This is a genomic window from Bacteroides sp. Marseille-P8574 (assembly GCF_902825465.1).
GTDB classification, from domain to species: Bacteria; Bacteroidota; Bacteroidia; order Bacteroidales; family Bacteroidaceae; genus Bacteroides; species Bacteroides uniformis.
On record NZ_CADEBE010000001.1, the window covers coordinates 1,444,168 to 1,460,414 of the forward strand.

Sequence of the window (16,247 nt, forward strand, 5' to 3'; positions counted from 1 at the left end):
AATATATTTCGTAACCCAATGGTTTCAAAGATGTTTCCTGTCAGCTCAGAGGGAAACCGATCCGCTCCAATTGTACTATTCGCTCATCTGACATGTTTCCCTTGCGGTAATCCCGTCTTTGGATGGTACACCAACGTCCCAATGCTCCTTCACGGCAACCTGGCCATCGCCCTTGGCGGTTATGGAACAGGCGCAACTGCTCAAAGTTGCCTTGCCAGACTTGTTCCGCTGACCAAACAAATCCTATTTTATCCAACAGAAGCCAGCGATCATGGGATAATTTCCCCAGTTTGTGCATTTTTCGTTGTGTATGACACCATCCACCCAGATTCCCCTCCGTCGATTTAGGGAAACGCTGATATTTTCCGACAAAAGACTTCAACTCCTCGTAATTCTTCATCCATTCCCTTTGAAGGTCTTGATTCCAAACAAAGCCGATCTCATCCAAAGCCCGGATGCGCTCTTTGCTCAAGCGTCCATTCTTCCGCCTTTCCCGTTGGGTATAACACCAAGTTGCAAGCGGGCCGTCTTCACGTTTGGGCCAGCGTCCGCAGGTATCAAAGAAGACTTTCAACGCACGGTATTCTTTCATCCATTTGGAGTCGAGCTGGTTCCATTCGAAGCCGATCAATTCTAGCTGACGGCGGCGTTCCTCCTGCAATTTTCCCCGTTTATAGGCAATGCGTTGGGTGTTGCACCACAAACCGAGTTTCCCTTCCGTAATTGATGGCCAGTCGTTTTCTTCCCGACGGAATTCAATCAGCCTCTCATACATAATCTGCCAGGGCTCCAGTTCTGCCAATATCTCTTCTATGCGCAGCCGTATGTCTGATAGGAAACCCGTCGTCAAAAAAGAGGTGTTTCCTTCGAATCCTTTGGGTGACGGAAGGAGAGATAGACGCTCCAAGTGGGGAGCCATCACATCATAAACCGATTTTCCTGAAAGATTGTTGACAAAATCCAAGACGACCGGCCGTTTTCCAGCCTCGGCATTTAGACAACGGCCCAATTGCTGCAAGGTAACGATATATGATTCTGTCCGTCTAAGGAATAAGACAGCATCCACACCTTCCACATGCAGTCCTTCTATCAGCATGTTGACGGAAAACAATACGTGCAGCCGGTCTGATTCTTCTCGGAAAGCATCCAGTATCCGGCCGTTCTGCCGTTCACCTTGGGCATGATGGATCTCGAACGGAGTAATGGCACGTCCCGCTCGCGTGAGCCATCCGCATACTTCCGGCACCATCTGCTTCAAATCGGTGAGATCGCGACAGAATACCAGCAGCTTGCGTACGCTTGTCGGCAGGAACTTCCGGATGACTTCCGGTGCCCCTAAAGCCTCTTTGAAATCCACACGTGCCAGATCCAGTTTCTTCTGTACCTTTTCTTTTCGTCCTTTTGAACAACCGCTGCGTTCCAACTTTCTTTGCAGCCGGTCCAGTTCGTTGTCCAGCCCGTAAGCACTCTGTACCAGAACCGGAACCGGCAAGATATTGTAATACCAAGCCTGCGGCAAGGTAAGCTCATAAAACAAATTTCCTTCGAAATAAAGATCCACCGTATCGATCATTCCCTCCGGACGGATCGGCGTTGCCGACGTTCCCAGGACATAGGCACAGGGATTATTTTCTATCACATCCTGCAAGGCACTTCCCCAAATTTCCGCCCCGAAATGGTGGAATTCATCAATAAGAATATGATCTGCCCGTAACAACCCATTGTCCTCCCGGTTACGGATCAGTGACTGGAATGTCCGGTACGTCACTTGCGGAATAGAGAATCCGACGGCTTTCCGGATCTCATCCAGAATCGTGATGTTCGGAGCAAAGACCAATATCTTTTCCTTTGCATGATCTGCGATATAGCGTGCCAGCAAATAGGATTTCCCTGTTCCGGTAGCCTGCACGACCGCACCGATACGGTGTTGTTTGAATCCCCGCATGATCGCCCTGTAAGCCGCTTCGTTATGCGGATAAAGCTCCACATGTCTTCCGGACAAGAGGCTTTCAATATAGCTTTCATCCGAAACGGTCAGCCCATGCAGTTCAAAGTCCAATGCTTCCGGCAGGAATCCGCCGTGTGCCACGATCCTGAAATATAGATTTCGATGCCCTTTACTTAGTGTAGAGAACTTCTCGTAGAACAATTCAGCATCCGAGCGAGTCAAAGGACGTTCGTTTCGGACCTCCTTCACGATGGCATGTACCATTCCCGGCTTGAAGCCTATCCGTAGTCCCTCTTCGGATTCTGTTACCTGGAAGCCTAGACGGAGATAGCAATCTGTTAAAGACGATACCATCCTATTTACTTACAAGTCAAAAAGTTCATTTGATTATTGTCCTTTGCTGTTTAAAGAGGGCTATCATATTACCCATTGTCAGTCGACCGGTAATATCTTCTGTTATAATCCGGTTCAAAAGCCGAAGATCCGCCTCAATTTGGACACGGAAACGACAGGACTCAGGATAATCATCCCGGATTGTCCTTGCTGTTTCATCCCAGGAAGAAGCTGACAAGTGAAGACGGGAAGAAAACTCCATACGCCGGTTGTGCCCTTTGTAGATACGGTAATAAATTGTACCACGCTCGGGATTTTTCTTATTAGGTTCAAAACGGACAACAACAGTAGGCATCCTTGTTACTTTTACAGCTGATTTATATAGAGGAGTTTCCCTTATAATCAAAATTTGGGTAGGGTGATTTTTTCTTAAAAACGCTCACCAATCTGAGTATTTTCCCTGCATTATTTATATCCGCACTGGAAATATGGATAAATTCACTCATACTAGTATATGCTACCCAGAAATAGGAGAAAGTCCAAACAATAAAAGTTCCCAAAAGGAACACCCATACGCAGGAATTTTTTCATTTACCATTCCCCTTTTCTTCACACTAAAATCCAGAATCATATTGCAGACGGTTGCGGTCAAAATGCCTCTCATGCCCGTTCTCTTCCGAAGTTAGTGGTGACAACATATAGTAATCCTTGAATGTTATACACCCGTTTGAAATTAGAAACCGGACGAATCTGCATCTTCCTCGTTTTCCGCTTATAAAGCAGAATCATCATCACCTTAAAAAATATTAATAGTCTGATTTTCAGGTTTAATCTCACATCTTTTTATATTCTGTACAGCAATGCGTTCACAATACGTCCACAAGCAAGCCCGTCTCCATAAGGGTTCACTGCCTTGCTCATTTTTTCATAGGCGACTTTATCGTCAATCAAAACAGATACTTCATTTACTATTCTGTTATAATCCGTACCTACCAGTTTTACCGTTCCTGCATCCAATGCTTCCGGACGTTCCGTTGTGTCGCGCATCACCAATACCGGCTTACCCAGTCCTGGAGCTTCCTCTTGTATGCCACCGCTATCGGTTAATACTATAGTGGATTTTTCCATTAAATAGACAAAACTCAGATATTCTAAAGGTTCAATGAAGAACATGTTCCCAAAATCGGATAATTCCTCTCCAAATACGTCATGTATCGGTTTGCGCACATTTGGATTCAAGTGCATCGGATAAACGAAGTCCACCTCCGGGTATTTTTTTGTCAAGTCTTTGATAGCAGTACACATATGGATGAATCCGTCACCGAAGTTTTCACGACGATGTCCCGTAATCAGCACCAGCTTCTTACCACCATTCAAACGGCTCACGTCATATCCGGCTTTTGCCAGTATCCCTACCAATTCACAATCCAACGCCTTGTCGCTCTTAATTTTATCCACTACCCAATAAAGCGCATCAATTACCGTATTCCCGGTCACGATGACATTCCGATCGTCAATACCTTCCCGCATCAGATTGCTACGACTCAGTGGCGTAGGCGAGAAATGGTAGGTCGCCAGTCGTCCGGTCAAAAGTCGATTCATCTCCTCCGGCCATGGGCTATAGATGTTATGTGTACGTAATCCTGCCTCTATGTGTGCTACCGGAATCTGTTGGTAGAAGGCCGACAGAGCAGCGGCAGTAGAAGTGGTCGTGTCACCGTGCACCAGCACTACATCCGGCCTTGCCTCTTTCAGTACATCACGCATACCTGTCAATACACGGGACGTCACGTCATATAAGTCTTGTCCCTGCTTCATAATGTTCAAGTCATAATCTGGACAAATATCGAATATATCCAATACCTGGTCCAGCATTTCCCGGTGTTGTCCGGTAACACATACTACAGTTTCCACCCGTTCTGGCTGTTTCTGGAATTCTTTCACCAGCGGAGCCATCTTGATTGCCTCCGGACGGGTGCCGAAGACCAACATTACTTTCTTCATTGAATTATATTTTTACATCAGATTGATTTTATAAAATCGTAACAGCGATATATCTGTTTGTTAAAATCGAATTCATTTTTTGCCATATCCAGGCAGTTCTTCGATATTGTGCTGTATTCTTCGTCAGGAAGGTTAATCAACTCAATAATATTATTGTGTAATTGTTTGAAATCATGTGGCTTTGAAACCATTCCAAAATAATATTTCGATACGATCTCAGCCCCTTCTCCACCTCCACAAAACAGTATAGGTATGCCAATAGGTATGAGATCATATATTTTGGATGGCACTGCTCCTTTGATTGCTACGGTAAGTGGAACAATTGACGCATCGTATCTTGACAACTCTTCGGCGATTTGTTTTTTCTTTACATATCCATGATAATACACGAAACAACCGGGATGTTTATTTATATATTCTTTTATCTTTTCTGTCTGATTTCCACCACCATACAAGTGGAACTCAGCGCCAATAGACTGAAACGGAATATTCTCGATAATTGAATATATATCTTGTGCCACACCTAATAGTCCGGCATATACAATGCGAAAGGGCGTGTGCTTCCTTTTGGGTTGAGCAGCAACCGCATATTGCTGCAAATTACGGTATACAAACTTGTTTTTTGTCGAAGGAAATTGATTCACATGCCGGATTATCTCTTCAGACTGACCGAAAATACCGTCTGCATTGCGATAAATATAACGTTCAATCCACGCGAAAATATCATATATCTTCCCACCTTCACGCATTGCTCCAAGCTCAACAGCAGAAAGTGGCCATAAATCGGATATGTTCACAAGAGTCTTGCGCCCGAATATTTTTTTGAAAAGCGTGATGGCCGAACCAGCCACTGGTAGTGGAGGGCTTTGGATGATCACCCTATCGTAACCCTGGATCTTCTTTATCTTAAAAGCAAACAACCATAACATGGTCGCAAATGACATCATACTTACCGCTCGCTTAAAAGGATTCTTGGACACGGTTGCATAAGTCCAATATCTATACACGTTTATGCCATTAATCTTTTCTTTTTTTGACAAACGGCCTCTATAACCCTCGAATATTTGTCCTTGAGGGTAATTCGGCAAACAAGTTAACACATCCACTTCCGCTCCCTGACTTTTCAGCCCTTCAGCCATATTGGTTATACGGGAAGGAGCAGCCCCAAGCTCGGGAGAATAGTAGAACGACACAATTAAAATCTTCATATTTTATGCCTGAAATATTTGATACGTTAAATTTCTGCAAAATACTATTTTTATCGTCTTAGAAGGTTCTAGTCGATTGTATTCTACTGATACAAAATCATTTATAATTTCTATGGAATTTGCACCAGATACAGCGATATTAGCCCTGTTGGTTCTTATTTCAGTTGACGATATGGCAAGGACCTCAATATCGGGTGCGAAATGAATATAGCTGATACATTCTGTCATATTATTGCCGACAATCTTATCATTTATTGTAAACACATCATCGTTAATAGTGAATTTCCGTTGATGTATACATCCTTTAAAACCATCGTGCTCTGCCATAATTTCATTTTCGGTATCGGATAGTACTCTTACTTTAGCTCTTTTACCCATACGGAAACCTCCCCACACCTCGCTAGAATCCTTGTTGCCGACAGTTACGGTGTTATGAGCTGACGTACTTCGTTCGTACTGCCTTCTTGCAGTCTTGTTGTAGGTAGAAATACCTGTATCAACAACAAACGGTCTGCAATCAATTCGCAATTCATAATTAAACGTATCGGCATGACTATGCCCCGGCTGATAGGTCGCAGTAATATTACCCACATCCACAACTGCCTCCAAATGTGTTGAACAAAGCTTCCTATAGCCACATTCTTTCATAGGCAAAGGGGTCCATTCCAACTTCAATCTTTTGGCGTATGCTCTCAATTCGGAAACTGTCGGTGCTATCCCATATGCCGAATCATTAAGTAAGGGAATCGTATCGTCTTTCCACACGATGCTCTCCAAATGCCCCAACATCCTTACCACATACAGTTTCAAAAGCTCACACATTTTCTCATGACCTCTATTAATCGAGGCATTATAGCAATCCAATAACCTATCGAGCAAAATGCAGTGATACATCGGTGATTGCTCGTAATGTGAGCCATCAGGCAAAATCTGTTCATCAAGCTCTTTATACAACAGACAGGATGCCTTGTCATACATTTTTTTATCGGAAAAATAAATTGAAGCGATAAACAAAGCGTAAGCATCTTCTAAAAGATGGTTGCCAAGCAGTTGGTATTCCAGTTTCCGTTCGAGCAATTTACATTGCGCATAAAGGGAATCGTTCCACCGTTGCAACCGATTGCTCTCCACTTTTTTATGATGCCTGCCGATAAACTTGATCCAGTTGATGCTTCGCAGTGCGATAGGATAAGGATCAAGACCGATCCTGTTTGTTGGCAAATCAGTTATAAACCGTTCAACCCATTCTGAACCTTGTTCAAAAGTCATGTCAGGTTGCAACAACCAATCCATATAATTCAGATTGTATGCCCAAAGCATCCCATGACTAACATCATTCCATGACTTAAAATCCCCTATAAGATTTAGGAATGTAAATGTCTTGGGTACATTGTAACAATACCACTTTGCGATAACTGAGACCATCCGCAATGAAGATTGCCGGGGAACATTATATTCCATCAACTTATGAGAAAATAGTCTATAATATAATTGATAATAGATTTGTTTTAACCGAAGATGTTTAATTGTATTGACAATAAGAATATTATTAGCCATTTGATTTAGTGCATTATAATTTCAAGTATGCGTTTATTCGTCTTATCAGATTCAAACTCTTCTTCAAATTTCTTCAAGGCATTCCCTGAATATTGAGAATAGTTTGTTGCGTTAATCGATAAGATAGCTTGTTTTATCGCATCTACATCACCGGGAATTACTAAACGACCATTGTAACCGTCTTCTACGATTTCAGGTATTCCACCTGCATAGGTTGATACGCAAGGAATGCCTACAGACATAGCTTCGATGATAATGCCCGGGTAGCCCTCGCGATAAGAAGGTAATAGCAGTAAATCATATTCTACTAAAGTTTTTAAAACCTGTTCGGAAGAGACAACCCCATGGTATGTTATTCCGCTTTCGTTGAAGTTGATATTGCGATATTTATCCTCTTTTATCTCACCATATATATCAAGGGTATAATTCGAAGGTAACAGTTTGGATACCGCTATAAGATCTTCTATCCCTTTTTCTTTGTTGATATGCGACATGAAAACACATCTGCCATGAAAGTCTGAGGGGTTCTTTCGTATTGTTGAAGCTTTACGCACATTAGGGAACCAATGTATATTGTCACTCTTTCCTATTAACTGTTGTAGGTGTGTAATACCCTGTTGGGTTTCAAAGAATATCAAGTCTGTTTGTCTGATAGCATCAAGTGCCCGTTGTAATTGGGTTTGACCAATTTTCTTTATGTAGAACTCAAATGAACCTCCGAATTTACGTAGTACGACTTTTTTGTGTGCCAAACGAGCTATTTTGCTCAATAATGGGAAATAATAAATTGTACCATGATCAGAAAAATTGAACATTACAATATCGCACCCAAACAGTCTCCACAAAAATGCCGGGAAAAAGTATGAATAATTGCGCCACATACTACGCTGGCGAGTGCGAAGATTTGAATACCGGTTGTTTTGTACAAACCTATATTCATATTCAGACTGAGAGGCTAGATAGTCAAGATAGTTTTTCATCAACACCGTCGCACCTCCATAATTCAATAAGTTGCTCTCATCGGGAATTGAGCCTACAACGAGTAATTTTTTCCGTTTCATTTCTTTATTCCTTTCTCGAAAAGTCTTACGTAGTTGCGAGCACATTCGTACATACTGAATGGACCATAAGTGGCAAGAGCTTTTTGCTTCATGTCTTTAAGCTGTACATCAGTGAGGAATAGAAATCTCTTTACCGTTTTGTAATAAGATTCTTCACCGATACCGTCACTCAGAAAACCGTTTTCACCGTTGTGTACCACATCTACTATACCGCCCACAGGTGTGCATACCGGTATACAGCCAACACCAATAGCCTCTATCAACGAAATAGGCATCCCCTCATACGAGGAACAAAGTGCATAAGCATCTCCCATTTTAAGGTATTCAAGCGGATTGTGCAGTTCTCCAAGTAATTGTATTGCTTCATCGTTGTACGAACGCAATTCCGCGGTCATCTGTGCATCACGTTCACCTCCGATAAACAATACAGTGAGGTCGTATCCTTCCCGTTTTAACCGCATTACCACACGTGCCAAGAGAGTTTGCCGTTTCACAGGGTCAATACGTGCGAGACTTATCAGTACTCGCGTCTTATTTGTATGTCTATACTGTTTAAATTGTTCCTTGACCTCGTCTGAAACAAGCATACCAGCATCCACATTGCGCCCATTGAAAATCATAGGAGCATCCATTCCATAATATTTTCGGAAGCTATGTAGTGATTCGGCGGAAATGGTAATGGGTGTAATCCACCCATGATGAAAACAGAACTTCCGCATTCCGCTGCTGATAAAGGAGCCTCCGGCTTCTTTATCAGCAGCGGAATGCACTGTATGACAGTGCATAACGCCATTCTTTCGCATGATTGCGAAAGCAATATACATAATAGCACGCAAATGCGTGTGCACCACATCAGGCTTTTCTCTACGGATATATCTATATACTCTAAATAACAAACCGATGTCAAGTCCCATCCGTTTGTTCATCGATACCACCCTTACATTATTCGATACCTCTTTCAAATAGAAATCCACCTTGTCAAGTGAGTGCAAAACCATCAATGTCACATCATGTTCTTTCGACAACTCATTGCACAAGTCAACCACAAACCGCTCTCCGCCGCCACTGCTAAGTTGAGGAATTATTTCTAAGATTTTCATTCAGATTGTTTTTTAATTTTTTTATTGTGATCCTAATACGTGTAAACTAACGAAACATGTCAGAAAAAGACGTACCCTTCCCATACCAACCTCTTATAGAAGGCATAGAAAAGTTTATAACAGATAGGAAGGATTGCCAAAAGCATCAAGATTCTTTTCTCGCGTGTCATCTTGAAATTAGAATAATAATAACCCACAACAATACAAAGAGGAAAATAGCTCATCATTATGAAACGTATAAAGAGCCATACCGAAGTTTCTTGGAAGAAAAACAGACTGGCAATATAAGTTATTGCATACCAATAGATGAACAATGCCTTTATATACCGTGGAACATCAATTTCTTCAAAAACTATCTTCTTAGTCATAAGAGCCAAAGATGCGTATACCGGCATATAGGTTATCATTTGGTTCAGTTTACCAAAAATATTCGACTGCCGCATTGTGCCGCTCGCATATCCCGTCATCGAGCTCCCTATATTCATGTCTGCTATATCAAAACCGATGAGTCCGTTCATAATAATATAATCCAGCAGTAAAGTAGTCACAACGGTCAGGAAAGGGAATATGACAAGACTGATTTTTACCGTTTTCCTATTCAGATAAAAAGGTGTTACCGAAAGTGCAGCAATCGAAAACAACATACTTTTGTGAAAGAAGAATGAACAGAAAATCAACAAACAACCGAATAGGAATGACAATAACCTATTATGAGAGGGCCTGATAATGAATGAAAAGCCAAAAAACAGTATGGCAATTCCCAAATTTCCGCGCATTACTGAAATAATGTTGATATAAAACAGCACAAATATCAGCAATCCTATCCTCACATCAAGTTTGAGCCGTTTTATTGTCCATAACGACAAAATCACCGTTCCGCTCCACACTATAAACCGCCATACCAGATAGTTTGAAGTGACATTCCGTATCAACCAATAGTAAACGGGTTCAAGATGCACGTTTAATCCGGTTGAACAGATACGTTTGAAAAGCCCCTCGTAGTGATAGAAATCGTTGTCCGCATAGCCGAAAGTGCAAAACAGTATCAGCAGGACACCGTATACTGCATAATCCAAGATGTCTGTATATCGTTTTCTAAATTCACAGCCATATCTATACACATTCGGAAACGGATACAGCATAAGAAAAAACAGAAGTATATTGAACAGTACCGGAACTGCCTCGTAATGATATTTCATCGTTGTAATTTATTAGGTAAATAAAATAGGACACATTCATACTAACACAGAAATTTGGTGTATTTGCATCCGGCTATAATCACACTTGATACATAGCAGACGATGAAAGTGCCCACGAAGGCGACCAACGGAGTTAACTCTTTGGTATACAAAAATACCCCCCCCCCCATTCTATAATAGATAAGTCTCAGAACTATTTCTTGCATCACATATATTCCCATCGAATTCATTGCGATACTTCGGCATACAGTGTATAGTTTTCCATTGCATCTGTCTTCCAGTTTTATAAATACAGCGACATAGATAATTGTGACTAATCCATAGCTTACCATTTTAAGAGTATGGTGGACAAACAGGATTAAAACTTTTACTTTCAAGTCCGATGCCAGTTCCGGACGCATCCCGTCCATTCCCAAAACCAATGTTACCGCAATGAATAACCCCATATAAACAGCCGATAAAATGCATATTGTTGACCAATTGACAGTTCTCAGCCGCTCACGATTTCTAAAGAAAATTCCACCAAGATGGAAAAAAAGCAGATAATAAAGCGATTGATTAAAACGGAACGGAATTCCCGGCCAAGGCAGAATAGCAATAATCATGAGTACTAACATCAAGTTACGTCCCTTGAGACAGTGCTGTATGCCATATTCCATTAAAAAGCACCAAAAGAGCATCGGAAGAAACCAAAGATGTCCGTATCCCCCAATAATTTTCCAAAAATGTTCCAGATTAAGAAGTTTTGACGGACCAAAGAATATCAATGTCATGATAATGCCCCAACACATACACGGTACAAACAGCCGTTTCAGCTTACCGGCTAGTAATAATCGGAAAGAAATGACTTTCTTTTGGAGCGAAAAGGCAAATACATACCCGGAAATCAGGACAAAAGTTTCCAGCATCCCACTGTATGCCAGTTTTCCTCCCCAATAAAATCCTTCATTGGGTTGGGCGTAGGAAGGCATATCCCAACCACCGCAATAGGGCGCAAGAGCATGATAGAGCACGAGCAGAATGATTACGAACGTCCTGATAATATCTATTTCCTTAAGTCTTTCCATATATTTTTAAGGTATTTGAATATGGGATATACACCAAGCAAAGAACCGAAATACTCGATTTTACTGAGAGTACGCATCTTGCTGTGACGAATGACTGTAATACTGTTGATTTCCGGATATGTATTGTGCCAAATCCGACGGATTCGCGGCATCAGCATATATCTATCAAGATACATTCTTGAACCAACTTTCAGCGCATTTATCTCGTCTGTATACTTTTCATAAATACCTTTGGAGCGAAGAAAGGTGAAAATCAGATCAAGATTCTCCTTACGCTGATTGAGTTTATTAATCTGGATCTCAGCACTGCCATAACTTGTAATTGACGCAGGATTAAAAAAATAGTAATAAAATGGTTTCATCAAGTATCCTACATTCCGGCTATTCCAAACCAATTGGATTATCGTCGCCAGATCCTCGTTCATATTTTGCCTTGGAAATGTTATCCCATCGTAAAGACTACGTTTGATCAAAGCGCCGCACAAGCTCCCCATCAACCGCCCGCAAAGCAATGATGACATCAGGAAGTCTTTATTATTGGTAGAAACCTTGCGCGGGGCGGAAGCATATGTAGAAACACCATCACTACGATAGAAATTATAAAAGACCATATCGTAATGGCCGGATAGGGCAAAAGTATATAGTTCCTTTATGGCATGCACATCCATCCAGTCATCGCTATCGCAATGAACCGTGTAATCACCAGAGGCCAATTGAATCCCTTGTCGTCGAACAGCGGGCAGGCCGCTGTTCGACGACAACCTCTCAATTCGTGTCAGCCTCTTTCGATGCGGATATTTTTCCAGAGTTCTCTGCAAGATCTCCACCGACTTGTCTGGAGAACAATCATCCACAAAGATGTATTCAATGTCATCAAACGTTTGGGCGAACAACGATTCAGCGCACCGCTCAATATATTCCTCTACTCTATAAATCGGTACAATGATTGATACTTTCGGATTATCCATGATTTTTAGCTGTCAGTTTTTTTAATTGTTCTATTCCAAGGGCAATTAAATAACTCAATGTTATGAAGATAACAAAAGTGATTAAGTTTGAAATTACCCCCCCCCAGTTTTGTGTTATAAAAGCTACTGTTTGTTCTGATAAAATCCCTGAACAACCACAGAAAAGGAGCGTGTATAGCCATTATCGTGAGTGAATTAGCTCCCAAAGATGCCAATATTCTGTTTGTAGTTGTTATCTTGTTGAAAGGCTTGAAATTCAACAAAAGATATATGGCACAGAAAGCTCCGGCATAGAATATAAACGGGAAACTGGAAAATTTCAGTTGCGAAATATCAAATTGATAATGTGCCAAACGGCAGAACGCTATGATATATCCGGCTATAGCAATAACGGTTGCTTTTTTAATTGCCCCCTCTGCTTGTGTCAGCCCTTTGTCGTTCATCCATTTGCCGACAGCATAGAATGGCAAAGAGAACAGCCCCTGCCCGATATAAAACGGCAAATTGATCTTGGAATATGCGACAGCCAGCCCAATTACAAAAGAAACGATAAAAATAACGTTTTTTCCTTAACGGTTTTGTCCCAAAAATAATATATGACACATATATAAAAAAGAGCGACCAAGAACCACAACGGACCATCAAATGCGGCGATATGATGGATGCTCAGTTTATCAAGCGGTATTCCCTGCAACCCCATGCTAAAATAAAATACAGCGAATATCAGAGAATATTCCCCAAAGGGAATAAGCAACCGTTTTGCTCTTGATTGAATAAATCCTTGTTTGGGATGATAAAACATACCGGCCAAAAAGAAAAACAAAGGCATATGGAAAATACAAATTTCCTTTATAAGGATTGCGGTGGCATGTCCCCAAACGACAAGGATTATGCCGATGCCTTTAAGTATGTCTATACGAATGTCCCTTTCCATTATTTCAAAAGTTTAAGTTCCTCTTCCTTTCTTCTGCAAGAAATACATCCGCAGCACTATAATCTGCCCAAAGAACTTCTTTGTATTTTTCCTCTTTATCTGTTTCACTGATAGTACGTTTCTGCAAACCGATATTATCGAGAAAAGTAATCATGCAGTTGTCCTTATCTCTATTGACAGCAAAGAACGGCATATGAAAAAACGAGCGCATGAAACGAACCGCCGGTAACAAACATTGTAATTTGACCAAATTAAGGAATTCCAAAAGCCCCGTAACAAGCTGCTGTTTAAAAGGATACAAACCGCAACGGAGTGTATTGTATACTGTTGCCACCACCTTTATTCCCTACATTTTATTGTTTTTTTAAGAACATGAATTTATTTGTTACCGTACTGATTACGAACCCTCTTTCTTTAGCATCAAGTCCGAATTTATAGATAACAAGTCCGGAAATGATAAGACTGGTCAATACGACAAGTATATGGCTACCCCAGCTTGAGGTTAGAAATTTATGCAAAAAGAATGGGACCGGAATGATGCAGACCGACACCCAAAGACACCTAAACATCACTTCCACGACATACCTCCTAACCGGGAAATTCACTTTGTGTTTGAGATAGAATATTCTGTAACAGTGAGTAATGAAATTGATGGCAATTCTGACAATCACCGCATAGACGGGACTGCAACCGAACTTGAACAATATATATATAATCGGAATATTCATAATTATCATCGAAGAAACGGTAAACTGATACTTGGCTATATTGCCTATTGTTTCAGATGACACCCAAAGACTTCCGGATAATGCATCAATAAGCAGGAAGATGAGATAAAGCTGAATGAACTGTACTGTATATTGAGGGACACAGACAAGCCATAACTCGACGACAGGCCGACAAATCAAAATCAACGGATAAGCGACGAAAAAGAGCAGGAAATACGAGAATTTTGACGAGCGGAAAACAAGTTCCAGAAATCTGGATTTATCCCCTGAAAAATAGGACTGGACAATCTGTGGCTGCACCGCTTTCTGAAAGTTTGTAACCAAAGTATTGACAGCACTGAACACTTGCGAGGCTACCCCCATTGCCGCATTGACAGCAACCGTGAAAAAAATATTCAAAAGTATTGATATGCCTTGTATGGATGCGACATGGGCTATACCGCCGAAAAGGCTCCATGAAGAAAAGAAAAGCATTTCTTTCAGCAGCTTTCTGTCAAAATAGAACCGGAATCTGCAAGTCATGAAATTACGCTTGCAATAAATGGCATAAATGATATTCAACAATATCCCAACGGTCATAAGGGCAACGGCGTACAACACCAGACGATTGTCTTCAGCCCAGAAAAGGAGAAATACTGTTCCCAATTTTGCCATTACCTCAATGATGCTGACATAAGCGAAAAAAGACATCCTCTCATATGCAATAATGCTCGACTCATCAGGAATCCTGATAAAATGAAGACAAGCGGTCACTACAGAAATATGGTACACAACCCGTGCTGCATCTTGTGTTTCCGGAGGAATATTCAATTTTGTTTCAAAGAAATAGAGCCCCACAGTTTCCAATACGAAGCCGATAAATACCGCTATTGCAAAATGTATCAGAAGACTCATGGAATAAACCCTCGAGACTCTGTCATGATTGCCTTTTCCCAATTCCACGTTCAGAAAACGTTGGGTGGCTTTTGTCATTGCGGAATTAATAAAAGACAGAAGTGCGATAAAGCCGCCAACAACATTGTATACTCCAAAATCGTTCTCTCCCAACACTTCCAATATAATCCTGGAAGTATATAGAGATACGGGCATCATTACGAATGTCCGTATATAAAGCATTAACGTGTTGCGTGCTATGCGTTTGTTTGATGACTGCATTTATAACTATCCTACATTTTTTAATCTCAATTGCAACCTGAATGACAATAGAGTGTCAGGGGCAAATCAATTGGTCTGATGGTATATAGAAGCTAACTTTTCCACACCGTCTGCAAGCGTGAACCGACTGGATATTACTTTTGATTTTCTACCCATCATTTCTCGGACTTCACGATTATTGACAAGTATCTCAATCCTGTCAGCAAGCTCTTCAACATTCTCTTTTTCAAAAAGATATCCGTTTTCTCCCTCATGTACGATTTCAGGAATGCCCCCAACTCGTGTACCAATAACAGGCAACGAATAGTTTAGGGCCTCCATAATACTAAGAGAAAGTCCTTCTGTACGGGAAGGCTGCAAGTAAATATCAGAAATATTCAAAATATCATTAATGTCATTTCGTATTCCCAAAGACATAATCTTTCTATTCAATCCGGCCTCGGCAATCAATTGCCTCAAGCTATTACTGTCTTCAGAATTTTCGCTAATTCCGATGACAAGCACTATTATATCGTTTTTAAGTCTGTTGGAGTCCATCAGACTCTGAATACTTTTGACAAGTATATCGAATCCCTTGATACGAATATTGAATCCGATTGTAGTCAACACGACTACCCCCTTTGGTATGTCCAATGTTTTTTTCAGATTTGGGTTGACAATCTTTTTTTTCCGGACTCCCAAGTATAGGACTTCACTCTTTGAAGAAAAACCTACGCCTTCAATCATTTCTTTCTTTACGCCACAACTGACACAAAGGAATCTTTCAAAAGGAAAAAAACAGAACTTCAGATATAATTTTTTAAGTTTGTTGGAAACAAAGATTTCACTATGACGGGTTGAAATAATCCGAATCCGGGGAAACAGAATTCGCAAGAATGGTGCAATAAGATAACTTCCAAAATGAAAATGAACAATGTCTATTTTCTCACGTTTGATGACACCTATCACAAATTTGAAATATTGAAATGTGGAAATGCTTTGTTTA

Annotated in this window: 15 protein-coding genes; all 15 read right to left on the reverse strand. The window is 41.0% G+C overall.

What is annotated here, in order from left to right; genetic code table 11:
• Positions 1-40 precede the first annotated feature (40 nt).
• Positions 41-2,302, reverse strand: a complete 2,262-nt coding sequence (locus HUX74_RS06150; RefSeq protein ID WP_005634523.1) for a Helicase associated domain protein — start codon at positions 2,300-2,302, stop codon at positions 41-43.
• A 25-nt stretch (positions 2,303-2,327) separates the two neighbouring features.
• Complete coding sequence (locus HUX74_RS06155) at positions 2,328-2,636, reverse strand: Arm DNA-binding domain-containing protein (protein WP_005634525.1); 309 nt, start codon at positions 2,634-2,636, stop codon at positions 2,328-2,330.
• Between the two features lie 488 nt (positions 2,637-3,124).
• A complete protein-coding gene (gene wecB, locus HUX74_RS06160) occupies positions 3,125-4,285 on the reverse strand; it encodes a non-hydrolyzing UDP-N-acetylglucosamine 2-epimerase (protein ID WP_005634529.1) in 1,161 nt (386 codons plus the stop codon).
• 17 nt (positions 4,286-4,302) lie between these two features.
• Entirely contained in the window at positions 4,303-5,493 is a 1,191-nt protein-coding gene (locus tag HUX74_RS06165; RefSeq protein WP_005634531.1) for a glycosyltransferase family 4 protein, read from the reverse strand.
• Between the two features lie 3 nt (positions 5,494-5,496).
• The gene (locus HUX74_RS06170; protein ID WP_005634533.1) at positions 5,497-7,050 is read right to left on the reverse strand and encodes a heparinase II/III family protein; all 1,554 of its coding nucleotides are present in this window, start codon (positions 7,048-7,050) and stop codon (positions 5,497-5,499) included.
• Between the two features lie 5 nt (positions 7,051-7,055).
• The gene (locus HUX74_RS06175) at positions 7,056-8,111 is read right to left on the reverse strand and encodes a glycosyltransferase family 4 protein (RefSeq protein WP_005634534.1); all 1,056 of its coding nucleotides are present in this window, start codon (positions 8,109-8,111) and stop codon (positions 7,056-7,058) included.
• Entirely contained in the window at positions 8,108-9,211 is a 1,104-nt protein-coding gene (locus tag HUX74_RS06180) for a glycosyltransferase (RefSeq protein WP_005634535.1), read from the reverse strand. Before HUX74_RS06180 ends, HUX74_RS06175 begins: the two co-directional genes overlap by 4 nt.
• A 59-nt stretch (positions 9,212-9,270) precedes the next feature.
• Positions 9,271-10,410 (reverse strand): EpsG family protein, encoded by a 1,140-nt coding sequence (locus HUX74_RS06185; RefSeq protein ID WP_005634536.1) that lies wholly within the window; start codon positions 10,408-10,410, stop codon positions 9,271-9,273.
• Between the two features lie 41 nt (positions 10,411-10,451).
• Entirely contained in the window at positions 10,452-11,423 is a 972-nt protein-coding gene (locus HUX74_RS06190) for an acyltransferase (protein WP_254592837.1), read from the reverse strand.
• 32 nt (positions 11,424-11,455) lie between these two features.
• Positions 11,456-12,445: a glycosyltransferase family 2 protein gene (locus tag HUX74_RS06195; RefSeq protein ID WP_174646371.1), complete on the reverse strand. Its 990-nt coding sequence runs from the start codon at positions 12,443-12,445 to the stop codon at positions 11,456-11,458.
• A 5-nt stretch (positions 12,446-12,450) separates the two neighbouring features.
• Positions 12,451-12,948 (reverse strand): acyltransferase family protein, encoded by a 498-nt coding sequence (locus tag HUX74_RS21005; RefSeq protein WP_330221672.1) that lies wholly within the window; start codon positions 12,946-12,948, stop codon positions 12,451-12,453.
• Positions 12,949-12,980: 32 nt separating this feature from the next.
• Entirely contained in the window at positions 12,981-13,379 is a 399-nt protein-coding gene (locus HUX74_RS20685) for an acyltransferase family protein (RefSeq protein ID WP_005634540.1), read from the reverse strand.
• A 4-nt stretch (positions 13,380-13,383) separates the two neighbouring features.
• Positions 13,384-13,713: a hypothetical protein gene (locus HUX74_RS06205; protein ID WP_005649017.1), complete on the reverse strand. Its 330-nt coding sequence runs from the start codon at positions 13,711-13,713 to the stop codon at positions 13,384-13,386.
• A 19-nt stretch (positions 13,714-13,732) separates the two neighbouring features.
• Positions 13,733-15,199 carry a hypothetical protein gene (locus HUX74_RS06210; RefSeq protein WP_229092695.1) on the reverse strand — a complete coding sequence of 489 codons (1,467 nt, stop codon included), beginning with the start codon at positions 15,197-15,199 and terminating at the stop codon, positions 13,733-13,735.
• 129 nt (positions 15,200-15,328) lie between these two features.
• Positions 15,329-16,210, reverse strand: coding sequence for a glycosyltransferase family 4 protein (locus HUX74_RS06215; protein ID WP_227247930.1), 882 nt, complete (start codon positions 16,208-16,210; stop codon positions 15,329-15,331).
• Positions 16,211-16,247: the final 37 nt, after the last annotated feature.

Coding starts and splice junctions, on each gene's coding strand:
- HUX74_RS06150 (WP_005634523.1), bottom strand. CDS start 2,302: ATGGTATCGTCTTTAACAGATTGCTATCTCCGTCTAGGCTTCCAGGTA.
- HUX74_RS06155 (WP_005634525.1), bottom strand. CDS start 2,636: ATGCCTACTGTTGTTGTCCGTTTTGAACCTAATAAGAAAAATCCCGAG.
- wecB (WP_005634529.1), bottom strand. CDS start 4,285: ATGAAGAAAGTAATGTTGGTCTTCGGCACCCGTCCGGAGGCAATCAAG.
- HUX74_RS06165 (WP_005634531.1), bottom strand. CDS start 5,493: ATGAAGATTTTAATTGTGTCGTTCTACTATTCTCCCGAGCTTGGGGCT.
- HUX74_RS06170 (WP_005634533.1), bottom strand. CDS start 7,050: ATGGCTAATAATATTCTTATTGTCAATACAATTAAACATCTTCGGTTA.
- HUX74_RS06175 (WP_005634534.1), bottom strand. CDS start 8,111: ATGAAACGGAAAAAATTACTCGTTGTAGGCTCAATTCCCGATGAGAGC.
- HUX74_RS06180 (WP_005634535.1), bottom strand. CDS start 9,211: ATGAAAATCTTAGAAATAATTCCTCAACTTAGCAGTGGCGGCGGAGAG.
- HUX74_RS06185 (WP_005634536.1), bottom strand. CDS start 10,410: ATGAAATATCATTACGAGGCAGTTCCGGTACTGTTCAATATACTTCTG.
- HUX74_RS06195 (WP_174646371.1), bottom strand. CDS start 12,445: ATGGATAATCCGAAAGTATCAATCATTGTACCGATTTATAGAGTAGAG.
- HUX74_RS20685 (WP_005634540.1), bottom strand. CDS start 13,379: ATGGAAAGGGACATTCGTATAGACATACTTAAAGGCATCGGCATAATC.
- HUX74_RS06210 (WP_229092695.1), bottom strand. CDS start 15,199: ATGATGCCCGTATCTCTATATACTTCCAGGATTATATTGGAAGTGTTG.